Source organism: Marinobacter sp. SBS5, assembly GCF_048285575.1.
GTDB lineage: Bacteria > Pseudomonadota > Gammaproteobacteria > Pseudomonadales > Oleiphilaceae > Marinobacter.
In genome coordinates, this window is the sequence record NZ_JBLWAZ010000002.1 from 302,039 (window position 1) to 325,491 (window position 23,453).

20 protein-coding genes are annotated in these 23,453 nt (G+C 54.1%); 10 read left to right on the top strand and 10 right to left on the bottom strand.

The features are described from left to right. Positions 1–84 precede the first annotated feature (84 nt). Complete coding sequence (gene dnaE / locus ACNQ6O_RS06985) at positions 85–3,567, bottom strand: DNA polymerase III subunit alpha (RefSeq protein WP_418052517.1); 3,483 nt, start codon at positions 3,565–3,567, stop codon at positions 85–87. Between the two features lie 2 nt (positions 3,568–3,569). Then, positions 3,570–4,028, bottom strand: a complete 459-nt coding sequence (locus ACNQ6O_RS06990) for a TlpA family protein disulfide reductase (protein ID WP_418052544.1) — start codon at positions 4,026–4,028, stop codon at positions 3,570–3,572. A gap of 100 nt (positions 4,029–4,128) precedes the next feature. Between ACNQ6O_RS06990 and arsC the strand changes: the two genes are divergently transcribed. Genes arsC through ACNQ6O_RS07010 form a run of 4 tightly spaced genes read left to right on the top strand, consistent with a single transcriptional unit; the run spans position 4,129 to position 7,338 of the window. Next, positions 4,129–4,482 (top strand): arsenate reductase (glutaredoxin), encoded by a 354-nt coding sequence (gene arsC, locus ACNQ6O_RS06995; RefSeq protein ID WP_418052518.1) that lies wholly within the window; start codon positions 4,129–4,131, stop codon positions 4,480–4,482. Positions 4,483–4,506: 24 nt separating this feature from the next. After that, entirely contained in the window at positions 4,507–5,112 is a 606-nt protein-coding gene (wrbA, locus tag ACNQ6O_RS07000; RefSeq protein ID WP_418052519.1) for an NAD(P)H:quinone oxidoreductase, read from the top strand. A 33-nt stretch (positions 5,113–5,145) separates the two neighbouring features. Next, complete coding sequence (locus ACNQ6O_RS07005; protein ID WP_418052520.1) at positions 5,146–5,505, top strand: DUF2069 domain-containing protein; 360 nt, start codon at positions 5,146–5,148, stop codon at positions 5,503–5,505. A gap of 27 nt (positions 5,506–5,532) precedes the next feature. Beyond that, positions 5,533–7,338 (top strand): GspE/PulE family protein, encoded by a 1,806-nt coding sequence (locus tag ACNQ6O_RS07010; RefSeq protein ID WP_418052521.1) that lies wholly within the window; start codon positions 5,533–5,535, stop codon positions 7,336–7,338. On the opposite strand, the gene ACNQ6O_RS07015 is transcribed toward ACNQ6O_RS07010, so the two are convergent. The 8 genes from ACNQ6O_RS07015 to smrA form a co-directional block, all read right to left on the bottom strand. After that, positions 7,339–8,406 carry a DUF3080 domain-containing protein gene (locus ACNQ6O_RS07015; RefSeq protein WP_418052522.1) on the bottom strand — a complete coding sequence of 356 codons (1,068 nt, stop codon included), beginning with the start codon at positions 8,404–8,406 and terminating at the stop codon, positions 7,339–7,341. It lies immediately after the preceding gene. A 9-nt stretch (positions 8,407–8,415) separates the two neighbouring features. Then, a complete protein-coding gene (gene mtnC / locus ACNQ6O_RS07020) occupies positions 8,416–9,108 on the bottom strand; it encodes an acireductone synthase (RefSeq protein WP_418052523.1) in 693 nt (230 codons plus the stop codon). Further along, positions 9,105–9,665, bottom strand: a complete 561-nt coding sequence (locus tag ACNQ6O_RS07025) for a 1,2-dihydroxy-3-keto-5-methylthiopentene dioxygenase (protein WP_418052524.1) — start codon at positions 9,663–9,665, stop codon at positions 9,105–9,107. The genes mtnC and ACNQ6O_RS07025 overlap by 4 nt, the downstream gene beginning before the upstream one ends. Continuing rightward, on the bottom strand, positions 9,662–10,288 hold the full coding sequence (locus ACNQ6O_RS07030) for a methylthioribulose 1-phosphate dehydratase (protein WP_418052525.1): 627 nt from the start codon (positions 10,286–10,288) through the stop codon (positions 9,662–9,664). The genes ACNQ6O_RS07025 and ACNQ6O_RS07030 overlap by 4 nt, the downstream gene beginning before the upstream one ends. Before the next feature lie 83 nt (positions 10,289–10,371). Then, on the bottom strand, positions 10,372–12,573 hold the full coding sequence (locus ACNQ6O_RS07035) for a molybdopterin cofactor-binding domain-containing protein (RefSeq protein WP_418052526.1): 2,202 nt from the start codon (positions 12,571–12,573) through the stop codon (positions 10,372–10,374). 1 nt (position 12,574) lies between these two features. After that, a complete protein-coding gene (locus ACNQ6O_RS07040; protein WP_418052527.1) occupies positions 12,575–13,063 on the bottom strand; it encodes a (2Fe-2S)-binding protein in 489 nt (162 codons plus the stop codon). 43 nt (positions 13,064–13,106) lie between these two features. Beyond that, on the bottom strand, positions 13,107–13,307 hold the full coding sequence (locus tag ACNQ6O_RS07045; RefSeq protein WP_418052528.1) for a hypothetical protein: 201 nt from the start codon (positions 13,305–13,307) through the stop codon (positions 13,107–13,109). Positions 13,308–13,353: 46 nt separating this feature from the next. Continuing rightward, positions 13,354–13,935, bottom strand: coding sequence for a DNA endonuclease SmrA (gene smrA, locus ACNQ6O_RS07050; RefSeq protein ID WP_418052529.1), 582 nt, complete (start codon positions 13,933–13,935; stop codon positions 13,354–13,356). Positions 13,936–14,132: 197 nt separating this feature from the next. Between smrA and ACNQ6O_RS07055 the strand changes: the two genes are divergently transcribed. From ACNQ6O_RS07055 to ACNQ6O_RS07080, 6 genes are all read left to right on the top strand, one after another. After that, positions 14,133–16,049: a DUF294 nucleotidyltransferase-like domain-containing protein gene (locus ACNQ6O_RS07055; protein ID WP_418052530.1), complete on the top strand. Its 1,917-nt coding sequence runs from the start codon at positions 14,133–14,135 to the stop codon at positions 16,047–16,049. Positions 16,050–16,063: 14 nt separating this feature from the next. After that, positions 16,064–16,768, top strand: coding sequence for a PolC-type DNA polymerase III (locus tag ACNQ6O_RS07060; RefSeq protein WP_418052531.1), 705 nt, complete (start codon positions 16,064–16,066; stop codon positions 16,766–16,768). Positions 16,769–16,976: 208 nt separating this feature from the next. Further along, the gene (locus ACNQ6O_RS07065) at positions 16,977–17,240 is read left to right on the top strand and encodes a DUF4212 domain-containing protein (protein WP_114335750.1); all 264 of its coding nucleotides are present in this window, start codon (positions 16,977–16,979) and stop codon (positions 17,238–17,240) included. A 6-nt stretch (positions 17,241–17,246) separates the two neighbouring features. Then, a complete protein-coding gene (locus ACNQ6O_RS07070) occupies positions 17,247–19,016 on the top strand; it encodes a sodium:solute symporter family protein (RefSeq protein ID WP_418052532.1) in 1,770 nt (589 codons plus the stop codon). 96 nt (positions 19,017–19,112) lie between these two features. Beyond that, positions 19,113–19,619: a hypothetical protein gene (locus ACNQ6O_RS07075; protein WP_418052533.1), complete on the top strand. Its 507-nt coding sequence runs from the start codon at positions 19,113–19,115 to the stop codon at positions 19,617–19,619. Between the two features lie 26 nt (positions 19,620–19,645). Next, the gene (locus ACNQ6O_RS07080) at positions 19,646–23,158 is read left to right on the top strand and encodes a NahK/ErcS family hybrid sensor histidine kinase/response regulator (RefSeq protein WP_418052534.1); all 3,513 of its coding nucleotides are present in this window, start codon (positions 19,646–19,648) and stop codon (positions 23,156–23,158) included. The last annotated feature ends 295 nt before the right edge of the window (positions 23,159–23,453 follow it).

Below are 23,453 nucleotides of genomic sequence, written 5' to 3' on the forward strand. Positions count from 1 at the left end.
TGCCAGGCGGGCAAACGCCCACCCAAACCAGAATTTGGGACAAAGATAGCAGTGCTTGCCACAGAGCAAAAGCGGACATTGGTCTTAATCATAGACCAGTTCTACGGCTTGGTCGCCCACCAAGTGCTTCAGTTCAAACAGAAGATCATCATCCGGCTGCACCCGCCAGGACTCTCCTAACTCGATGCGGGTGCGGGCTTCCGCACTGCTGTACTCAATCCATACCGGGCTGCCGTCGTTACGGAAAGGCCGCAGCGTGTCGTCTAACTTGTCCAACAGACCATTTTGTAATTGGTCAGCGTGCAACTCCAATCGAATGCCCCGGCTGAACTGCTGCCGCGCTGTGGCCACATCCGTGACCGAGCTAACGCGCATTTTCATCTGACCTGAGTAATCGTCGTGACTGACCTGGCCTTCCAGCACAATTACTTGATCCGATTGTAGCAACTCCCGGTTTTCAAAATAGGCCTCTGAGAACAAGGTTGCTTCAATTCGCGCGCTTCGATCATCCAGAGTGATGAAGCACATGGTTGAACCTGTGCGGGTTTTCATCGTGCGTTGAGCGACCACCAAACCCGCCACCCGCTGAGGTGATTTATTGGGCTTTAGTTCCGAAATCGACGAGCGCACAAACCGGCGTACTTCTTTCTCATATTCGTCAAAAGGATGGCCGGTAAGATAAATACCCAGCGTATCTTTTTCACCTTTCAGACGTTGCTTTTCGGGCCATTCGCGCACATCAGCCACGTCGGCATAAACGTCTTCATCATCGCCGCCACCGAGCATTTCGCCGAACATGTCCACCATGCCAACAGCATCGTTTCTGGACTGTTGACCGGCCTGTTGAATGGCCTTATCAATACTGGCCATAAGCTGAGCCCGCGTAGCTCCGAGCTTGTCCATAGCACCGGCACGAATCAATGCTTCCATGGCGCGCTTGTTAACCTTTTTCAGATCAACCCGGCGGGCAAAATCGAAGATATCCTGGAACGGGCCACCGGCTTTTGCAGCCGCAACCACGCTTTCGATAGGCCCTTCACCCAGACCTTTGATCGCGCCCAATCCGTAAACAATCTGGCCGTCATCGTTGACGGTGAAGGTGTACTCGGAACGACTGACATCTGGCACCAGCAGGTCCAGCTTCATGTTCCGGCATTCTTCGACCAGCGTGACCACCTTGTCGGTGTTCTGCATATCCGCGGTCAGTACCGCGGCCATAAACTCAGCCGGGTAATGAGCTTTCATCCACAGCGTCTGGTACGACACCAAGGCGTAGGCTGCGGAGTGGGATTTGTTAAAACCGTAGCCGGCGAATTTCTCAACCAGGTCAAAGATGTTCTCGGCCAGCGTTTTATCAATGCCGTTGTTTGCACACCCGTCCAGGAAAGAGGCCTTTTGTTTGGCCATTTCTTCGGGCTTTTTCTTACCCATCGCCCGCCGAAGCATGTCAGCGCCACCCAACGTGTAGCCCGCCATGACCTGGGCGATCTGCATTACCTGCTCCTGATACAGGATAACCCCGTAGGTGGGCTCCAATACCGGCTTCAGGCCTTCATATTGATAATCAGGATGCGGATAGGACAGCGGCTGCCGGCCATGCTTCCGGTCGATAAAGTCATCTACCATGCCCGATTGAAGCGGTCCGGGCCGGAACAGTGCCACCAGGGCGATCATATCTTCCAGCGAGTCCGGCTGAAGACGACGGATCAGATCTTTCATGCCTCGGGATTCAAGCTGGAATACGGCGGTTGTTTCAGCCTTTTTCAGCATGTCGAACGAGGCTTTGTCATCCAGCGGAATCGTCGCGATATCGAGTTCCGGCTCCCCGCGCTTTTCACGGCGCGGGTTAATCATGTGCAGAGCCCACTTGATGATGGTCAGGGTCCGCAGACCCAGGAAGTCGAACTTCACCAATCCGGCTTCTTCTACGTCACCTTTATCGAACTGCGTGACCAGACTTCCACCTTCGTCATCACAATACAACGGCGAAAAATCCGTGATCTTGGTGGGCGCGATGACTACCCCCCCGGCGTGCTTACCGGCGTTCCGGCACACACCCTCGAGCTTGAGAGCCATTTCCCAGATCTCCTGGGCCTCTTCGTCCTGCTCCAGAAATTCCTTGAGCTGGGGCTCCTGCTCGATGGCCTTATTGAGCGTCATGCCCACTTCGAACGGAATCAGCTTGGACAGCTTGTCCGCCAGCCCGTAGGACTTACCCTGCACTCGCGCGACGTCCCTCACTACCGCCTTCGCAGCCATGGTACCGAAGGTAATAATCTGCGAAACCGCTTCACGGCCGTATTTTTGGGCAGTGTATTCAATAACCCGGTCACGGCCTTCCATGCAGAAGTCGACATCGAAGTCGGGCATGGATACCCGCTCCGGGTTCAGGAACCGCTCGAAAAGCAAATCGTATTCAAGGGGGTCCAGATCGGTAATCAACAACACATAAGCAACCAGCGAACCGGCACCGGAACCCCGCCCTGGCCCAACGGGCACGCCGTTGTTCTTGGCCCACTTGATGAAGTCCATAACGATCAGGAAGTATCCCGGGAACCCCATCTGGATGATGATATCCAGCTCGAACTTCAAACGCTCATCATACACCGCACGCTTTTTGTCGTATTCCGGGTCGTCCTTGCTCAGAATGGTTTCCAGACGCATGTCCAGACCTTCTTCCGACACCTTTCGGAAGTATTCGTCCATGGTCATGCCATCCGGGATCGGATAGTTCGGCAGGAAGTACTCTCCCAGCCGTACCTTCACCGAGCAGCGGCGAGCAATTTCGACGGTGTTCTCGATGGCTTCTGGAATGTCCGAAAACAGCTCAATCATTTCCTCGGCGCTGCGCAGGTATTGCCGATCACTAAACCGGCGATCCCGGCGTGGATCATCCAAGGTGCGACTTTCGCCAATGCACACCCGAGCTTCATGAGCCTCAAAATCATCGGCGGTCAGGAAGTGAACATCGTTGGTCGCCACCACCGGCAAGCCCATTTCAGTCGCCAGATCGACACTCAGGTGTAAACAGTCTTCATCGCCGGCTCGATCGGTGCGCTGCAACTCCAGGTAATAGCTGCCAGGGTACAAGTCGTTCCAGTACTGCGCACGCTCCCGGGCCAATTCTGGCTTGTCAGCCAACAGGGCTTTCCCAACATCGCCCATCTTTGCGCCAGACAAAGCGATCAAGCCACCAGCACGAGCCTCCAACCATTCTTTTCGAACAATTGGCTTGCCGTACTTTTGCCCCTCGGTATAGCCCAGAGAAATAATTTCCGTTAGGTGCAAGTAGCCGTCGTTGTCGCGGGCAAGCAGGGTTAAGCGGAATGGGTTTTCGGGCTCATCCGGGTTTTCCAGCCACAAGTCGGCACCGATGATCGGTTTGATTCCTGCCCCCATGGCACCTTGATAAAAGCGAACCAGTGAGCACATGTTGGACTGTTCGGTTAGCCCTACTGCGGGCATGCCCAACTCAGCCACCCGGCTGATCAGCGGTTTGACCCGAACTAGGCCATCCACCATGGAGTATTCAGAATGTACGCGCAGGTGTACGAATGTATTTGCCATGTTCAATTGCCGATCACTGTGCGGATATCATCTTCAGTTTGAGGGCCAAAACGCGTCTCAATGAGCTCACCACCCGGGCTCACGATAAAGGTAGCCGGGAGGGCCACGGGTATATTCCAGCCAAATTCTGGTGCGGGGTCATTCGCCAGCATGGTGTATTCAATCCCCATTCGTGCCCCTAGATCACGCAAAGACTCACCTTCGACGCCATCGAAATTAACGCCCAACACCGTAATATCCGGCACTTTGTCGAGCTGATTCAATTCAGGAATTTCCTCAAGACAGGGTTTGCACCACTCGGCCCAATAGTTCACCAGCACCCATTGCCCGCGATAGCTGTCCCAACTTTTGAGGGTACCATCGGCTTTCTCCAGCTCCACTTTACTGCAACCGGATAGAGCCAACCCCACACTCAGCACCAAAAAGGCTAACCAACGTGGGCGAGGTAAAGACGAGGTGATTCGTGGAATGGACAAGTACCGAGGGTACTGCAAGGGATTTCCTCCTGTTAGACTACGCCCCAAAATAGACCGCAATCACAACTGTTAATCGAGCATGACCATGACAGAACAAGCCCGCATTTTCCATAACCCACGGTGCTCAAAATCACGCCAGACCCTTGAGCTGCTTCAGCAAAAAGGCATCGAACCGGAGATTATACGCTACCTGGAGACGCCTCCGACAGAGCAAGAGCTATTACATATTCTTGATCTACTGGGATGCGAACCCCGTGGGCTCATGCGCACCAAGGAACCCGAATACAAAGAGCAGAACCTAGCCGATCCCGAGTTGACTCGGGAGCAACTGGTTCAAGCGATGGTAGCAACCCCCAAGCTTATTGAGCGCCCCATCGTTCTGGCGAACAACAAAGCCGCCATTGGCCGTCCTCCAGAGTCTGTGCTGGATATCCTTTAAACGGAGCCCTTTCAGGAGCTAGGCATGAGCAATTCCAGCCCTTACATTCTTGTTCTCTATTACAGCCGGAACGGCCAGACGGCTGAGATGGCCAAAAAAATCGGGCGCGGAGTTGCCCGGGTGTCAGGGATGGAAGCGAAAATTCGCACCGTGCCCCCTGTTTCGCCAGACACAGTGGCCAGCCAGCCTGCTGTGCCAGACACCGGCGCGCCCTACGCCACGCGGGAGGATCTAGCCAATTGTTCCGGCTTGGCCCTGGGCAGCCCAACTCGTTTTGGCAACATGGCGGCACCGCTCAAGCATTTCCTAGATGGCACCGGGGACTTGTGGCTAAACGGCAAGCTAGCGGGCAAACCGGGCGGCGCCTTTACCTCAACCGGTAGCTTGCATGGGGGGCAAGAAACCACCCTGTTAACCATGATGCTGCCTCTGCTGCACCACGGCATGGTACTGTGCGGCCTCCCCTACTCAGAAAGCGCCCTGAACGACACCACCACGGGTGGAACACCTTACGGGCCCTCTCACTGGGCCGGCACAGGCGCCGAACAAGCTCTAAGCGAACACGAACGAATTCTGTGCCAGGCATTCGGCGAACGGCTGGCTCGCCTGGCCCAAAAACTGTCTGACTGATTTTTACAACGACATTAAATATCCGGAACCCCTATGCTCCATAATGAAAAAGCCAAAACCACCGCACGCCTGACCAGCGGTCTCTATCTCGCCGTATTGGCCACACTGGTTCTGACAACGTTCTACCCGACACCCGTCGACGGGGTTTCCATCACCCTGATGTTGTCGGTGAAGCTGCTGCCCTTGCTGGCGTTTGTTATTCCGGTATTTCGTGGCCACAACCGCGGCTATATCTGGATGTCGTTCGTGCTGATTTTCTACTTCACCCAAGCGGTCGTATCCGCTTGGCTCAGCGAAGGCGCACTCGGGCCTGTGATCATGACGGTACTGACGTTTCTACTGTTCACCGTTGCCATGGTGCACTTGAAAGTGAACCGCCCGGTTATCGCATAACGCATCCCTAATTGAGAGGCAACACGGATGGCTGATCAAACACTCGTAATGCCAGCACCACCCCACCACCGCACACTCACCCTGAGAGACGTGTGCACTGCACTGGTGGAAAGCGAGGAAATCAGCCAACCGGATGCTGAAAAAGTGCTGACTGCCAACCTGGGCTCGGCCTCAGAAGGCGCAAACAAAACGCCCAGGCACCCTCTCGAACTGGTGGCAATTGCTGGCCTGAGCAGCCAAATCGACGGGCGCACGCTGGATCTGGAACGTTTGACCCACTGGCTTGCAACCTGGGGGCAGCAAGCCTACTACCACATAGATCCACTGAAAATTGATACTCCGGCCATCGCTCGAGTCATGTCGTATGCGTTTGCTCAGCGCCACGGCATTCTCGCGGTCGAGATCACGAATGACGAAGTGGTGATTGCCAGCAGCGAACCGTTCAAACGTGAATGGGAGAGCAACCTTCGTCAGGCGGTTCGTAAAGACATTCGACGCGTGGTCGCCAACCCGGAAGCCATTCGCCGATATACCGTCGAGTTCTACCAGCTTGCCGCCTCGGTCAGCAAAGCCGGTGGCGGCCAGAAGTCGGGGCCGGCCGGCAACCAGAATCTGGAACAGCTACTGGATCTGGGCTCCAGCGATAGTGCCGACGCCAACGACCAGCATGTGGTCAAAATTGTCGATTGGCTGCTGCAATACGCCTTCGAGCAGCGTGCATCGGATATCCATATCGAGCCACGACGGTCCGTTACTCAAGTGCGGTTTCGCATCGATGGCGTGCTGCACAACGTCTATGAATTTCCGGAACATGTTGGTACCGCCATTACCAGCCGCTTAAAAATACTGGGGCGCCTGAACGTCGCTGAGAAAAGACGGCCGCAAGACGGACGTATTAAAACCCGCAAGCCGGATAATCGTGAAGTAGAACTCCGCTTAGCCACCATGCCCACTGCGTTTGGCGAGAAAATGGTGATGAGGATCTTTGACCCGGAAGTGCTGCTGAAATCGTTTGAGCAACTCGGGTTCAGCAAGGAAGACCGCGAGCGCTGGCACAACATCACGTCACGCCCTCACGGGATCGTGCTGGTGACCGGCCCGACAGGCTCTGGCAAAACCACTACGCTGTACTCCACACTAAAACAACTGGCCTCACCCGAATTAAATATCTGCACCATCGAAGACCCGATCGAAATGGTGGAGCCTGCATTCAATCAGATGCAGGTTCAGACGAACATCGACCTCACCTTCGCACACGGCGTGAGAGCGCTTCTGCGCCAAGACCCTGACATCATCATGATCGGTGAAATCCGGGATCTGGAAACCGCTGAAATGGCCGTGCAAGCTGCGCTGACAGGCCACCTCGTGCTATCGACGCTGCACACCAATGATGCACCAAGCGCCATTACCCGACTGATGGAGCTGGGTATTCCGCCCTACCTGATCCGGGCAACGGTGCTCGGCGTCATGGCACAACGGCTAACCCGAAACCTTTGCCCGCACTGCAAGCAACCGGGTGATGCCGATGAGCAAGCGTGGCAAACTCTCACACGGCCATGGAAAGCCCCGGTTCCTCGACAGTTTTACCACCCGGTAGGCTGTTTGGAATGTCGTAACACCGGCTACATGGGGCGTTCAGGCGTTTATGAAATCATGACACTCTCGGACAATCTCACAGGACAGATTAACGACCGTTGCGAGCTGGAAGCTCTGAGGCGAGACGCCTACAAAGAGGGCATGAAATCCCTCAGATTGAGTGGCGCTCAGAAAGTGGCCGCGGGGCAAACCACGGTCGAAGAAATTCTTCGAGTAACACCGGAAAGCCAGCGCTGATCACTCCCCCGGCCGAAGGCCACACTGCGCTAACAAATCCTGCCAGTGCCGTGTGTGCCGCATCATCGCCTGATCCAGTTGGCGCCATAAACTGTCGTCAGAATCCTCGGAAAGATGCCTGCTATACCAGCTCCGGAACTTATCCGTCATAGCGGGCTGTTGTTGCTCCGCCAACCGTGCAAACCCACCAATCAAACTGTCGCGAGCCCGGCTAACGCCGCTCATATAAGGCTGGACCTCACCGATATAGACCTTAAAAAAGAAACTTTGGACAATGCTGGACTGGTTGTTCGGTTGACCGTTCAAGCACAACGGACGGCCCTCAAGTCGCACCTTCAACGTATCAGTGCCCGAGTTCAGCGTAGCAATCAGTAAACGGGCACTATTAATCACCTGCCCTGCGAGAAACTGCGCCTGCCAACGTTGGTGGATCTGCCCCAAATCACTCAGAGACACGGTTAGCTGCTGGTCGTTCAAGGCTTTTACCATCTCGTTTAACTGATCCAGATCCAGAGCTAAATCGGTCACCGGATTCTGCTCGGCCATCACGGGGTAATAGCCTTTCGACAAGGTGAACAGCTTTTCGATTTCTTCGGTGCCCCAGGTGGCATTCCAAACCGCCAGCGGGAGCGTCTGGCGCTTGCTGGCAATGGCCAGCTGCAAGGTGGCTCGCAACTCATCGTCATCAATCTGCTGCAAGCAACGTTCAGCTGTCTGGATAAAACGAATTTCATAACGCAGCTGATTGACCGGCTGCATGACGCGGCCCATCACCGAATTCCGCTCGCCCACCACGTACTGCAATTCACAGCCATACAGGGAAAGAAAATCCAGCATACCCAGCTCCAGCTCAGGTATCTCGAGAACACGATCACGACGTCTTGGGAGGGTAGCGGCGGGGGGCAAGCCTGAAGGCGTGGCTGCAGCGGGTGTATCGAGTACCCGCGCCAGTCGGCTCAGGTACTCATCCATCATAGGTTCTGCTTCGGAAAAGGGATTACATCCGGTCAAAAACAGAACAAGAATACCCGGGATCAGCCACCGCCTTAACCTGTTACCGGGCATCATTCATACCTCCTAACGTTTGCGCAGGAGTGCATCAACCTCCGAAAAATCACGGGCTACAAAGCGATCCGTTTCTGGCAGGGCACCCTCCCGTACCAGCCAAGCGGTTTTCACGCCCGCCTGCTCGGCGGCTTCCAGCTCCGCTTCCACATCAGACAGGAATAGCACCGTCTTAGGCTCAACGCCAAGCTCAGCAAGAATGTTGTGGTAGGACTGGACTTCTTTTTTCCCCCCCACCGTGGTGTCAAAGTAGCCGGAGAAAAATGGCGTAAAGTCACCTTCGTTGCTGTGACCAAAAATCAATTTCTGCGCTTTGACCGAGCCGGAGGAGTATACAAACAACCGTAACCCACGATCATGCCACCGCTGCAGATAGTCAGCCGCATCCGGGTAGATGTGCCCTTTCAACTCTCCGCTGCGGTATCCTTGCTCCCAGATCATGCCCTGCAAAGCCTTCAAAGAGCCTTCTTTGCGATCTTCAGCTATCCAGTTTTGAAGCACGTCAACCAACCCGTCAACGTCTTTGATGTCGACCCCGCTTTTTTCCGCCACAATCGCCAACTGCTCTGTCACAGCCCGGGTGGTGTGGTGATGCTCCCGAACAAATTCCAGCAGATGTTCACTGGCGTACGGGAACAGCTCGTCGTGTACGAACGAGATCGAACTGGTGGTACCCTCAATGTCGGTCAAGATTACGCGAATCATGCCTTCACTCCTGCCAAGGCCTCATACCTTGGTATCCGTGCAGCGATATCTTCGCCCGTAAAGCTGGCCACCCAGCCTTCGGGATTGGTGAACAGGCGAATGCAGGTAAATTCCGGCTCTGCCCCCATATCAAACCAGTGACGAGTGCCATTCGGCACACTGATCAGATCGTTCTTCTGGCACATGACAGCGTAGACCTGATCGCCAAAATGCAGATAAAACAGACCTTGTCCGCGCACAAAAAAGCGCACTTCATCTTCACTATGGGTGTGCTCATCCAGAAATTTTTTACGGAATTCGGCTTTCTGCGGATGGTCTGCAGTCAGACTAACCACATCCGCGGTCTGAAAGCCGCACTCTTGCTTGAGCCGATTAATTTCTTCGCCATACACCGCCAAAATCTGCTCCTGATCAGCATCGGCCGGGAGATCACGGGTGGGCCACTGCTCAAAGCGAACACCTTGTTCATTCAGTGTGTCACGAATCACTTGCAGGTCAGACGTGACCGTATGAGCGGTTTCCGGCTGGTTCTGGTTATAAATGCTCAGGGTCGTCATCGGCAGATTCTCATGGTTTCAAGCTCACATTCAAAAAGAAATTCAAACGCTTCAACGTGGCGCAGGCAATCCGCCATAGTAGCACCCCACGTATAGAGGCCGTGGCCTCGAATAAGGTACCCGGGCTGCTCCGGATGATGCTGGAACCACTCTCGTGTTCGCTCCGCCAGCGCCGGGATGTCCTGGGTATTTTCAAAAACAGGAATCCTTAACCGACCCTCGTGGCTTTCCACTCCCGGAAAGGCCTTCTGAAGCTCATACCCCTCCACTTCAAAGGGCGCGCCGGGCTCAATGAAACGACTTAACACCGTTGCCTTCACCGAATGCGTATGCAACACCGCCCCCACCTCTGGATAGATTTGGTAAAGAACGGTGTGCAGGAGAGTTTCGGCTGAGGATTTAGAGTGGCTCTGGACCGGATTGCCTTCCAGATCAACCACCATCACATCGCTCGTGGAAAGCTGACCTTTGTGCCGGCCAGATACCGTAATGGCAACATGATCGTTATCGAGGCGAGCGGAATAGTTACTGCTGGTGGCAGGTGACCAACCGCGGTCATACAAAAAACGCCCGGCATCAACGATAGACTGAGCCGCTGTGGCGTATCGGGTTATATCAAACATTGGCTCACTCCCGTTTAGAGATGGCCCTTCGGGGCTGAAATCGGCCGCCATTATAGGGCGGCCGATCGCTCCGGCAAACCGCTTTATCCAGCGGTCAGCGGCAACCTCCGCTGCCGTTTTCCGGTCAACGCGAACAAGGCGTTCCCCAATGCTGGAATCACCGGCGGTACGCCCGGCTCACCAACACCGGTCGGCGCAATGTCGCTGTCGACAATATCTACCACCACTTCTGGCACCTGATGCATGCGCACCACGCGCGAGTCGTGGAAGTTGCTCTGCTGAACTTCCCCGTTCTTGAAGGTGATTTCTCCGAACAGGGCGGCGCTCAGTCCAAACAGGATACCACCAGAAATCTGATCCTCGACCACTCGTGGATTTACCACCTGACCACAATCGACGCTACAGGTTACTTTATGAACCTGAATTTCACCGTGCTGGATGCTGGCCTCAACGACCTGGGCGACGTACGTGCCGAACGACTTGAACAAGGCAATACCCCGAGCTCGGCCTTCCACCACAGGTGTTCCCCAGCCCGCCAACTCGGCCGCCCGCTCAAGCACAGCAAGATGCCGAGGCTCATTAGCCAGCAGCTTTCTGCGGAACTGCAGTGGATCTTCCCCAGCCTCATGTGCCAATTCGTCCATAAAGGTCTCAACTGCAAAACCGTTATGCGAATAACCTACAGAACGCCACCAGGTGATTGGCACACCCGGGTCAGTGTGGGTATGACGAACGCTGACGTTTTCAACCTGATAAGGGTATCCAATAGCCCCTTCAATAGCGGAGATGTCTTTGGGTGTAGCAATCCCTTCAGCCATAAGTCCTACGCGGCCCAATGTGCTGTAGAGAAACTTCGGCGCCCAAGGGTACTGTGCGGGTGCAGCATTACGCACATACCAATCGAGAATCTGAGGGCCAACAATCTGGTGGTCCCAACCGGTCAATTCGCTGTCGTTGAAACTAGCTTTCATCCGGTGCAACATCGCCGGACGCCAGAAGCCATGACGAACGTCTTCTTCCCGGGACCAAATCAGCTTGACCGGCTTCTTTACTTTGTAGGCAACGATGGCAACTTCTTCAACGTAATCCTGGGTCAGGCGTCGGCCAAAGCCGCCACCCAAAAAGGTGGTGTGAACGGTGACGTCGCCAGGCGACAGATTTGAGTGCCGAGCTGCGGCAATCCGAGCCAGATCCGGGGCCTGAGTCGGCACCCACACTTCCATACTGCCATCACGGTACCAGGCCGTCGCGTTCATTGGCTCCATCGCCGCGTGATCAAGGTAGGGCTGCTCGTATTCAGCCTCAACTACCCGACTGGCACTTTCAACGGCTTCTTCGAAGTCACCGTCAGAACGCTCCTGCGCCCCGGAGTCTTCGTTGGCCGCCTCACGGTAACCATCAAAAACCTGATCGGAGTTAAAGTCGATCGCTTCAGAGAAGTCCCATTCAACGTTCAACGCATTCTGCGCCTTGCGCGCCCGCCAGTAACGATCAGCAACGACAGCAACACCACGCTCGGTGATGAAAGCATCCAAGACTCCCGGCAAGGCAAGTACTTCGTTGCGGTTAAAACCAATGGCTTTGCCGCCATAACGCGGGCTACGCGTCATCACCGCATACACCATTCCGGGCAGATCCACATCGATCCCGTAGACGGCTTTACCGGTTGCCTTGGCTTCGGTGTCCAGCCTTCCACCTTGGCGCCCGATGTATTTCCATTCCGAACGGGGCTTCAAAGCGACTTCGCCGCGGATGATTTCTTTGTCCGCCAGCTCAACCAGCTGGCCGTAACGAAGCGAGTCAATGCCATTTGGGTGGACAACCCGGCCATCCTGAGTACTGCACTCGGCAGCTTCCACCTTCCAGACACGCGCCGCTGCCATCACCAGCATTTGCCGTGCAGAGCCACCGGCTTCTCGTAACGGTTGCCAGCTGGTGGCAACACTGGTGCTGCCACCGGTAAGCTGCAAGCCAAATAAGGGATTGCGATATTCAGGGGCTACTGGCGCAAACTTCACTTTGATGCGAGCCGGGTCAACATCCAGCTCTTCGGCAACCAGTGTGGTTAAGCCGGTGTAAGTACCCTGCCCCATTTCCACTCGGGCCAGAGTAAAGAGAATTTCGTCGTTCGTGGTCAGCTCAAGCCAAATATCGGGCGACCATTGTCCGGTTTCCTCTTCGTAACCGGTTTTAATGGTAGAGCAGCCGGGGAGTGATACGGCAAGCATCAGACTACCGGAGGCAGCAGTACTGACTTTTATAAAGTCGCGGCGATTCATCGTCATCTCAGGCTCCTCCCTGCTCTGGCTCGTAATGGCCAACACCATCCACAACAGATTCCACAGCAGCAACGATACGTGAGTATGTACCACAGCGGCACAAATTGCCGGTCATGGCCATCACGATGTCTTCCCGCGACGGGGCTGGCGTATTTGCCAACAAATGTGCAGCCGTCATAATTTGACCGGACTGACAGTAACCGCACTGAGGGACGCCTTCTTTCACCCAGGCTTTTTGTAGCGGGTGAAGCTCGCCATCTTTAGACAACCCTTCAATGGTGGTTATCTTGGCGCCATCCACGTACTCAACCGGGGTGGAACAGGAGCGGGTTGGCTGGCCGTTAACATGCACGGTGCAAGCACCACACAGACCGGCACCGCAGCCAAACTTGGTTCCTTTAAGGCCCAGTTCATCTCTCAACACCCACAACAAAGGGGTATCAGGCTCTACGTCCAGACTATAGTGCTGGTCATTTACTGTAAGGCTCAACGCCATTTTCCACTCCCGTATTATTTTTTTACCCGGCCGCTAACAGTCGTTACTTAACGACTTCGTTACCGCTTTTATCTACCCAGATTTTTCGGTCGCCAGAATCCATTTGTCCGTTAGAATCCCAGACTTCACGATTCTGGGTGGCTTCTTCAACTTTACCGTTGTCGTTCCAGATTACCCGGTCTTTACAGCCCGTCAGCGCGAACAGGGTCATCATTGCAATAATTGCCAAAGCACGCTTATTCATCACTGCCACCTCGTTGAATGCTCATCAGTTGGTATACGGCCCACGCTCAGGAGCCTCCGTGAACTTCTCTGTTTTGCTGTTTTTCATGATCGCTCTTACGAACCATCACGTAGACAGCTCCGGTACCACCATGTCGCTTTTGCGCCGAATGAAACGCCAGAACCGAATCCAGCTCCGGCAACCATTTCGCCAGATAGCTTTTCAGTTGAGCAATGCCATCTGGATTGCGCTCTCCCTTACCATGCAGAACGATGACCGAGCGCAGCCCGTAATTTACGCAATCATTGATGAACTGGAACACCTCTTTTCGGGCCTCTTCGACGGTCATCCGGTGCAAATCCAACCTGGCCTCAATCGGGTACTGCCCCAACCGGAGCTTTTTAAACACGCCATGCTGGACCCCGGGCCGTTGCCAACTCAAGACATCGTGCGCCGTTAGTGGCTCGACAACATCAGCCGTTAACGGGTTTAGATCACGCACCTGTGCCTCTACCGCGGCTTGTTGGCGAACCAAATGCCCGGGAGTGAGTTCCGTGCGTGCCACCACATCGGCACGATTCGGTTTACGTATGCGCCGCACATCTTTCATTTCTTCAAGGAAAGCCAGGCGCTCATCTTTCGAGGTCATAACACATACGAATCCAGATTGACGAGTAACGGGACTCTACCACTGCACCGGCATCCCATAAAGCAAAGCCCGTGCTCATTTAGGACGAAAATCGTAGGGCGCCGCCCACGGTTACTGAACTACACTTCGGACAGCCAAACAATAATGACGAGGCACCACAAGCACCTGCCCCGCTGCCAAGCATGACGGATCTCCCTATGACTGCAGACACACCGGACACCACCCTTCCGCAAAATACCCGCGCAATCATGACCTTTTTACGAGAGCACGCTCCTTTCTCGAATATGGATGATCCGCATCTGGCCCATTTCGCTGAGAACGCAAAACTGACGTTTTTCAGTGATGGTGAAGAGGTACTCTCCCCTGAGGGAGGTGTGGTCAAAGATTTCTGGGTGGTAAAGCAAGGCCGGATCCGAGGTGAACGCTACAGCGAGAAAGATAATCGTGCCGAAACCACGTTCGAAATCAGCAAAGGTGAATGCTTTCCACTGGCAGCACTCATTGGAGAACGGCCCACACGCACACTGCACAGGGCATCAGGCGATACGTTTTGCTTGAGTATCGGTCACCAAGCCTTTGTGACCCTGTTTGCGGAAAGCGAGCCTTTTCGGGATTTCTGCCTGCGCGGCGTCAGCAGCCTGCTCGATCAGGTAAACCAGCGCATCCAATCAACCGCCATGGCTTCCATCGGCTCCAGCAGCAGTTTGGACACCCCGCTTGAGCGCTACGCGCTGCGCACTCCAATCGTGTGCACGCCAGACCTCCCCGTTAACAAAGCCGTCGCCCGCATGCATGAGAACAATGTCGGCAGCATTGTGGTCACTGACGACAAGCAACAGCCAACCGGGATTTTCACGCTCCGCGACTTACGCATGTTGATTGCCGAAGGGGTGGACTCACTGAGCACGCCGATCAGCCAAGTGATGACGCCAGACCCATGCCGCTTATTGGCCACAGAAGATGCTTTTGATGCCGCCATGTTGATGGCTGAACATCATTTTGCTCACGTGTGTGTGGTGGATGACAACAACCGCTTAATCGGCGTTGTTTCTGAGCGCGACCTGTTTTCATTGCAACGTGTGGATTTGGTTCATCTTGCCCGAACCATTAGCACAGCTGCACATTTGAGCACGCTGATTAGCATGCGCAGCGATGTATCTCGCCTGGTGGATACCATGCTCGCTCACGGAGCCGATTCTGGTCAGGTCGTTAAGATTATCACTACATTGAACGACGTTACGGTACGCCGTGTGCTGGAGCTAAACCTAAAAAAGAACAACCCCGGCATCCCGTTCACCTGGCTGACATTTGGCAGCGAAGGCCGACAGGAACAAACCCTGCTGACTGATCAGGACAATGGCATATTGTTCAATACCCCGGACGGCATGACGGAAGACCAGGCCCGCGAAAAACTTCTGCCTTTTGCACGCAAAGTAAACGATGAGTTGGCCCAATGCGGTTTCACGCTGTGCAAGGGCAACATCATGGCCAGCAACCCCAAGCTGTGTCTCAGTGAGGCGGAATGGGATGACTGGTTTCAGCGATTTATCGATGCCTCTACCCCTCAAAACCTTGTCTACTCCTCCATCTTTTTGGATATGCGGGCGGTTTATGGACCGGATGAGCCGCTCAGAAGGTTGTTTGACAAGGTGTTAGCACGCATCCAAAAAAACGCTCTATTTCAGAAAATGCTAGCCGGCAATGCTCTGCAGCGTAAGCCGCCACTCACCATGTTCCGCACCTTCCGCTATCTGAACGACGACAATAAGAAGGTACTGGACTTGAAGCGCCAGGGGTTGGCCCCCTTCGTTGAATCGATCCGGGTGTTTGCTCTGGCTAACGGCATCAAAGCAGCAAACACCCTGGAACGCCTGGATGCGCTGGCTGAAAAGAGGGTGTTCGACAAAAAAGATGCGGGTGCTTGGAAAGAGTCCTACAGTTTGATTCAAGCGATACGAATGCGCGCGCATCAAGATATGCTGGCGAACGACGAACCGCTAACCAACTATATCGACCCGGACGATCTTAACCCTCTCGACCGGCGCATCCTGAGAGAATCCTTCCGTCAGGCTCAGCGGCTCCAGCAAAAACTGGAACTGGCATACCAACTATAGGCCTTGGCATCACCATGTTCTCGAACCTTAAACAATGGTTTTTCGAAAAACGTAACGCCAACGCCGGCATCGATACTGAAAACCTGCCGACACCAAAAACTGCTGGTGAGCAGAATCTCTTCAGTTCTCGCCTGATCGTTCTCGATCTAGAAACAACTGGACTCAACACCGCCAAGGATGAAGTCATTGCCATCGGCGCCGTAGCGATTGAAAAAGACGCGATACATCTGGACGACCAGTTCGATCTGATTCTTCGGCGCCCCGAACTGGACATCCGCGAAACTGTGCTGATCCACGGTATTGGTCCCGAAGCCCTAACCCAGGGGCAGGAAACAAAAGAAGCCTTGCTACATCTCTTAGAGTGGATGAACGGAGACCCAATCCTTGCCTATCACGCGGAGTTTGATAAGCGGTTTCTTGAGCGAACATTGAAGGCCCAACTTGGCTATTCACTTTCTCACGTGTGGATGGATGTTGCGGAGGTATTGCCTGCTTTTTTCCCGAAAGCAGATCCGAAAGGCAGAGGTCTGGATCATTGGTCCGACCTTTTCGGATTGGAAGTTAGTGAACGGCATCACGCGGCAGCCGATGCGATGGTGACCGCTGAACTGACTTTGATAGCACTGAGCGCAGCCAAGAAGTCAGGTGTAAAAACACTAAAAGATCTCTCTCAAAAGCTGCGTTATCAGCGACGTTTACAGAAGATGAAGAGATTTTAGTTTCACAGAGCCATCAGAAAAGCCTGTCTTGGCGCGGCTTTGAGGCCGTATTAATAAGACCATTTGCCAATATCCATAAAACCATTGACGAGTAAAGTCAGAAAAGACGACAAGTCAGAGAAAAACACTATGAACAATAATTTCTCTAACCGCTTTACCCAAAAAGATCGCCAGTCGAGCTCTACAAAAACAATATGGGAGTAAGTGTATGTCAGGACATAGCTACGACGCTGAAAACTACTGGAAAGCAAATCTACGCCTTATCTTCGGGAGCCTGATCATCTGGGCTCTGGTTTCGTATGGCGCTGCAATTCTCCTACGCCCAATGCTTGCCGGCATTGAAGTAGGTGGTACCGACCTAGGCTTCTGGTTCGCCCAGCAAGGTTCCATCATCACTTTCATCATTCTGATTTTCTTCTACGCCTGGCGCATGAATAAAATCGATGAAAAATTCGGCGTACACGAGGAGTAATCACCCATGAGCCAATTTGCAATTAACTTGCTATTCGTTGGGGGCTCCTTCCTCCTATACATCGGCATCGCCGTTTGGGCAAAAGCAGGCAGTACCAGTGACTTCTACGTTGCCGGTGGCGGTGTTCATCCGGTCACTAACGGTATGGCCATCGGCGCAGACTGGATGTCAGCGGCATCCTTCATCTCTATGGCGGGCCTCATCGCTGCTGGCGGCTATGCCAACTCGACCTTCCTGATGGGCTGGACGGGCGGATACGTTCTGCTGGCCATGCTGCTGGCACCCTACTTGCGTAAATTCGGCAAGTTCACCGTCCCGGAGTTCATCGGTGACCGCTACTACAGCTCCAACGCTCGCTTGGTTGCAGTTATCTGTTTGATCGTCGCTTCGGTTACTTACGTCATCGGTCAGATGGCCGGTGCCGGTGTGGCTTTCTCTCGCTTCCTTGAAGTTGAAGCGACCAATGGTTTAATGATCGCGGCCGTTGTCGTTTTCATCTACGCCGTACTCGGTGGCATGAAAGGCATCACTTACACTCAAGTAGCACAGTACTGTGTACTGATCGTTGCCTACACCATCCCGGCGGTGTTCATCTCCTTGCAACTGACCGGCAACCCGATTCCAGGCCTAGGTATGTTCTCTACTCACACCGAGTCAGGCTTGCCGCTGCTGACCAAATTAAATCAGGTCATCACCGACCTCGGGTTCAATCAGTACACCGCAGATGTCGACAACAAGCTGAACATGGTGCTCTTTACCTTGTCACTGATGATCGGTACAGCCGGTTTGCCTCATGTCATCATCCGTTTCTTCACCGTACCGAAAGTGTCTGATGCACGCTGGTCCGGCGGCTGGGCACTGGTCTTCATTGCCCTGCTGTACCTGACCGCGCCAGCCGTGGCTTCTATGGCTCGCTTGAACCTGATGACAACCATCTACCCGGAAGGCACGCAGGCCCAGCCGATCGAATACGATCAGCGTCCTGGCTGGATTGCCACTTGGGAAGAAACCGGTTTGATCACCTATGAGGACAAAAACAGCGACGGCCGAATCCAGTTGTATAACGACAAAAACGCTGACTTCGCCGCTACCGCTTCCGAGCGTGGTTGGGCGGGCAACGAAATGGTCGTCAACAACGACATCCTGGTATTGGCCAATCCGGAAATTGCCAATCTGCCAGGCTGGGTGATCGGCTTGATAGCAGCAGGCGGCTTGGCTGCAGCACTGTCTACGGCCGCCGGCCTCTTGCTAGCAATATCCTCCGCTGTGAGTCACGACTTGATCAAAGGCAGACTCAACCCCAACATCAGCGATAAGGGCGAGTTGCTTGCTGCCCGAATCTCAATGGCGGTTGCGATTGTTGTTGCCACCTGGCTGGGCGCCAACCCTCCGGGCTTCGCAGCCCAAGTGGTCGCTCTGGCGTTCGGGATAGCAGCGGCTTCGCTCTTCCCGGCTCTGATGATGGGTATCTTCTCCAAGCGGGTAAATAACGTTGGCGCCATTTCAGGTATGTTGTCAGGCCTGACCTTTACGCTGGTGTACATCTTCACCTACAAAGGTTGGCTGTTCATCCCGGGCACCAACACCTTGGCAGACACACCTGAAAACTGGGTGCTGGGCATCTCCCCACTGTCCATTGGTGCAGTTGGTGCCATCGTCAACTTTGCGGTAGCCTTCGCAATATCCAAAGTGACGGCTGAACCGCCGGTTGAAATCCAGGAGCTGGTCGAAAGCGTCCGTTACCCACGCGGTGCCGGTACAGCCCACGACCACTAACTGCATGACAACCTGATTTGTTGTCTACAATGACAGGTTGATACCGAACGGGCTTCCTCAATGAGGAAGCCCGTTCTTTATTAAGGATACCGTTTTATGTTTTGGAATTTTGTCGCCACGGTTTTCTGCGGACTAGGAGCTGCAGGTATTGCAATGAGCATTCGCGCCATCACGGCAAAGAAAGCGCCCAAATGGATTATTCCGGTCTTTGCAGGGCTGGGCATGCTGGTCTATCTGGTTTATGGCGAATACACTTGGTACGACCACAAACAAACGCTGTTACCCGACGAAGCTGTGGTTGTCGATACGGAGCGTGAGCAGCTGTTTTTCCGACCATGGACCTTTGTGGTTCCCTACGTCACCGCCTTTACAGCCGTAGATGTCGAAAGCATCGCGCGGGATACTACAGATTCAGAAATTGTTCGCTTTACACTGTATCGGTTCGAACAAACGGTGACGGACGCTGTTTCCCACCGCGTCCACCTGATCAATTGCCAAACGCAAGAATTAGTGCCATTGGCTAGCAACGGAAGCCCTCGGGTGGATAACCTGAAACTGTTGAATAACAACGACCCGCTGCTGAACACCGTGTGCGGCGCCTGATAGATCTGAGCGGATAGAAGCAATACATGATTAGTGCCTGGCTGCTTGTTTTAATTTCGATCACTTACATCTCGCTACTGTTCTTGATCGCCTGGGCGGGCGACAAACATCCAGGGCTATACAGCCATACCTTGGCCCGCACGCATATCTACAGCCTTTCACTGGCGGTGTACTTTACATCATGGACCTTCTACGGAGCCGTTGGCCGCGCGACCCAGGAAGGCTTCGGCTTTGCTCCGATCTATCTCGGCCCGCTTCTGGTCTTTCTCTTTTTTGCCCCGCTGCTTCGCCGAATCATCCACATCAGCAAACGCAACAACAGCACCTCCATCGCCGATTTCATCGCGTCCCGGTATGGAAAGTCCCAATTGCTGGCTGCCATGGTTGCCGTGGTCGCGCTGATCGGGAGCGTTCCCTACATAGCCCTGCAACTCAAAGCCATAGCCCTTGGTTTCACTGTTCTGTCAGATAATGGCCACTCGCTACCGGAGCTAAGCACGGCCTGGAACGATTCAGCCTGGTATATCACCCTCACCCTCGCCGTTTTCACGGTACTTTTCGGAACGCGACATCTCGAATCCACCGAGCATCACCGGGGGATGATTCAAGCTATTGCCTTCGAATCGTTGATCAAATTGGTCGCCTTCGTCGCCGTGGGACTGTTCGTTGGCTACGGTTTGTTTAATGGCTTCGGTGACCTTTTTCAGCAAGCAGCCGACGCCAATTACATAGAAACCCTGACCACTGGGAGTCTTGATGCACCGGCGTTTATCACCCAAACCTTGGTGGCCATGCTGGCAATCGTCTGTCTGCCGAGACAATTTCACGTTATGGTGGTTGAAAATGCAGATCCCCGAGATTTCGAAGTTGCCCGCTGGGCGATGCCGGTCTATTTGATCATCGCAACAGCATTCGTTATCCCAATTGCCGCGGCAGGTCTTTTGTATGCCGACAGTCTGGGCAACAATCCCGACATCGTGATCCTGCAACTTCCGATTATGGCCGGGGAACAATGGCTCGCCATTCTCGCGTTTCTCGGAGGCGGCTCTGCGGCAGCGGCGATGGTCATTGTATGCTCCGTGGCCATATCAACCATGGTGAGCAACGAAATCATCATGCCTGGGCTTTTACGGTTTTTCAGACCCAGAATGAATCGCCGGGCGGACCTGAGCTACCTGCTGCTAACCATTCGCCGCGTTGCTATTTTCGTCGTCCTGTTAACCGCCTATGGCTTCTACCGCATGGCGGGGGAAGACTACAGTCTAACCGCCTTCGGCTTACTCTCATTCGCTGCCGCCGCGCAGTTCGGACCTGCTCTGGTGGGCGGCATTCTCTGGCGCCGTGGCAACGCTACAGGCGCTATCTGGGGGCTCGGCCTGGGCTTCACCGTGTGGTGTTACACCCTGCTGTTACCGGCGCTGGTTTCAACTGGCTGGGTTAATGACGGATTAATCAATCAAGGCCTGTTTGGCTGGAACTGGACACGGCCAACCGCCCTATTCGGTTCAGAATTAGATCAAATGACCCACGGCATCCTTTGGAGCCTTGGGCTCAACACAGCTGCCTATATACTGCTCTCTCTGGTAACCCGCCAACGTATCCGGGAAAAGATTCAGCTTGCCGCGTTTTTTCAGGAATTTGACCCACGGCATGATAACCCGACCAATCAAGGTTGGCAGGGCGAAGTGTTGATTTCGGATCTTCAGGCGCTGACTGACCGGTTTATGGGCGAAGAGCGTTCAGAAAGCGTGTTCCATAACTATGAGCGCCGCAACGCGATTCGGTTATACCCTCACCGCGAAGCCTCAACGCACCTCAGAAAATACATTGAACGGCAGCTGGCATCGGTAATCGGTGCATCCACCGCACGGGTAGTTCTTGAGTCCACCCTGACCGGCCGGGACATGCAGATTGAAGACGTGGTCAGCATCGTTGACGAAGCGTCGCAGGCCATGACCTTCAGCCGGGAACTTCTGCAATCGGCCATTGAGAACATCAGTTTGGGCGTCTCGGTCGTCAATCACCAGCAACAACTGGTGGTCTGGAACCAACGCTATCAAGAACTGTTCAGTTATCCAAAAGGCTATGTCAGGGTTGGGCGCCCCGTTGAAGATCTGATGCGCTACAACCTGATGAACGCCAACCTGTCAGCCCGTCGCATTGATGAAATCATCGAGGACCGCTGTGCCAGCATGCGTGAAGGCGAACCCATGTCGTACGAACGTCAGCGGCCCGATGGAACTGTTGTGCGTATCGATGGCAGCCCGATCCCCGGCGGTGGCTATGTCACCACCTTCCAGGACATCACTCCGATGCGGCGCACCGAACAGGCGCTTAAGGAAACGAATATCTATCTGGAACAGCGCGTACGCGAACGGACTCAGGAACTTCAGGTAATCAACGAACAGATGCTCAAAGCCAAGTCGGTTGCAGAGCAGGCTAACCAGAGTAAGACACGGTTTCTGGCAGCAGCCAGCCACGACCTATTGCAACCATTGAACGCAGCGCGGTTATTTACCTCTGCTCTATCAGGAAAAGCGGTAGACGGCGAAACCTCGGAACTCATTCAGCATATCGACAGTTCCCTGGGAGCGGCAGAAGAGATCATCAGCACATTGCTGGACATATCAAAACTCGATGCCGGCGCACTGGAACCCGACATTACCGTATTTCCGGTCAATGACCTTCTAAGTCATCTTGCAACAGAGTTTTCTGCCATAGCAAAAGATCAGGGCCTGGAGCTCCATGTAGTGCCCAGCTCTGCTTGGGTCCGGTCTGATGGAAAACTGTTGAGGCGGGCGGTTCAGAACTTCCTGTCCAATGCTATCCGTTATTGCGATAGCGGACGCATCCTGATGGGATGCAGGCGCCTGAACGGGTACCTGCGGATCGAGATCTGGGATACCGGTCCCGGTATGTCCGAAGAGCAATTAACACACATTTTTGAAGAATTTCGTCGCTTCCAGCACGGTCAAGACAAGAAAGGGCTCGGACTTGGGCTCGCTATCGTCGACCGTATCAGCGGCATGCTGAACCACCCGGTAACGGTCCAATCCATACAAGGTAAAGGCAGCGTTTTCGGCATCACGGTTCCTCTTGTCCCGGCGGAAACAAAACGCACCGAAATGAACCGCAGCCAAAACGTCTCAAGGCGCGTATCAAGCCTTGGTGGCTTACACGTGCTTTGCATTGATAATGATGCTGCGATTCTACAAGGGATGGTCGCCCTACTTGGTAACTGGAAATGTGATGTCACGGCTGCCGAGAGCCTGGAAACCGCACTCGCAAAGTTGAACGGGCGAAAACCGGACATCATCCTCGCAGACTACCAACTGGACGACAACCGGAACGGTCTGGATGCAATGGATAGCGTACGTGCGGAACTTGGAAATGATATCCCGGGCATGTTGATTACCGGCTATATGGCGCCGGAGGTTCGTGAAGACGCCATTAACCGTGGTTATCAGATTCTGTATAAACCTGTTAAGCCTGCCGCATTAAGAGCGTTGGTGAACAAGCTCTTGAAACAAGCAAAGTAACGCAAGCAGGACTACTCGGTTGCACTGAAAGTTCAAAGAAAGTCTCGAATCTACAGGCCAGTCCTTTCTTGGCCTGTAGATTTCTGAGCCCCCCTTATAGTTCACCGATACAGACTGTGCGGTTTCTATAGAAGCCGGAACAAGCTCCAGCAAATCAGAAAGGCCTGCGTGTTGATGTCACTGGCTGCTTCCCATATCGCCTTAAGAATAACCCTCTAGCTCAATATAGATAGCCGTGATTCGGCGTTAACCTGGGATCAGATCAGAGATCAAATTCCAGAAATGAAAAAACCCC

Excerpts from the sequence above, each read along its gene's own strand:
- arsC (WP_418052518.1), top strand. The coding sequence starts at position 4,129 with ATGACAGAACAAGCCCGCATTTTCCATAACCCACGGTGCTCAAAATCA.
- wrbA (WP_418052519.1), top strand. The coding sequence starts at position 4,507 with ATGAGCAATTCCAGCCCTTACATTCTTGTTCTCTATTACAGCCGGAAC.
- ACNQ6O_RS07055 (WP_418052530.1), top strand. The coding sequence starts at position 14,133 with ATGACTGCAGACACACCGGACACCACCCTTCCGCAAAATACCCGCGCA.
- ACNQ6O_RS07045 (WP_418052528.1), bottom strand. The coding sequence starts at position 13,307 with ATGAATAAGCGTGCTTTGGCAATTATTGCAATGATGACCCTGTTCGCG.
- smrA (WP_418052529.1), bottom strand. The coding sequence starts at position 13,935 with ATGACCTCGAAAGATGAGCGCCTGGCTTTCCTTGAAGAAATGAAAGAT.
- ACNQ6O_RS07030 (WP_418052525.1), bottom strand. The coding sequence starts at position 10,288 with ATGTTTGATATAACCCGATACGCCACAGCGGCTCAGTCTATCGTTGAT.
- ACNQ6O_RS07025 (WP_418052524.1), bottom strand. The coding sequence starts at position 9,665 with ATGACGACCCTGAGCATTTATAACCAGAACCAGCCGGAAACCGCTCAT.
- ACNQ6O_RS07060 (WP_418052531.1), top strand. The coding sequence starts at position 16,064 with ATGTTCTCGAACCTTAAACAATGGTTTTTCGAAAAACGTAACGCCAAC.
- ACNQ6O_RS07010 (WP_418052521.1), top strand. The coding sequence starts at position 5,533 with ATGGCTGATCAAACACTCGTAATGCCAGCACCACCCCACCACCGCACA.
- ACNQ6O_RS07065 (WP_114335750.1), top strand. The coding sequence starts at position 16,977 with ATGTCAGGACATAGCTACGACGCTGAAAACTACTGGAAAGCAAATCTA.
- ACNQ6O_RS07070 (WP_418052532.1), top strand. The coding sequence starts at position 17,247 with ATGAGCCAATTTGCAATTAACTTGCTATTCGTTGGGGGCTCCTTCCTC.
- ACNQ6O_RS07035 (WP_418052526.1), bottom strand. The coding sequence starts at position 12,573 with ATGACGATGAATCGCCGCGACTTTATAAAAGTCAGTACTGCTGCCTCC.
- ACNQ6O_RS07040 (WP_418052527.1), bottom strand. The coding sequence starts at position 13,063 with ATGGCGTTGAGCCTTACAGTAAATGACCAGCACTATAGTCTGGACGTA.
- ACNQ6O_RS07015 (WP_418052522.1), bottom strand. The coding sequence starts at position 8,406 with ATGATGCCCGGTAACAGGTTAAGGCGGTGGCTGATCCCGGGTATTCTT.
- ACNQ6O_RS07080 (WP_418052534.1), top strand. The coding sequence starts at position 19,646 with ATGATTAGTGCCTGGCTGCTTGTTTTAATTTCGATCACTTACATCTCG.
- ACNQ6O_RS07005 (WP_418052520.1), top strand. The coding sequence starts at position 5,146 with ATGCTCCATAATGAAAAAGCCAAAACCACCGCACGCCTGACCAGCGGT.
- mtnC (WP_418052523.1), bottom strand. The coding sequence starts at position 9,108 with ATGATTCGCGTAATCTTGACCGACATTGAGGGTACCACCAGTTCGATC.
- dnaE (WP_418052517.1), bottom strand. The coding sequence starts at position 3,567 with ATGGCAAATACATTCGTACACCTGCGCGTACATTCTGAATACTCCATG.
- ACNQ6O_RS07075 (WP_418052533.1), top strand. The coding sequence starts at position 19,113 with ATGTTTTGGAATTTTGTCGCCACGGTTTTCTGCGGACTAGGAGCTGCA.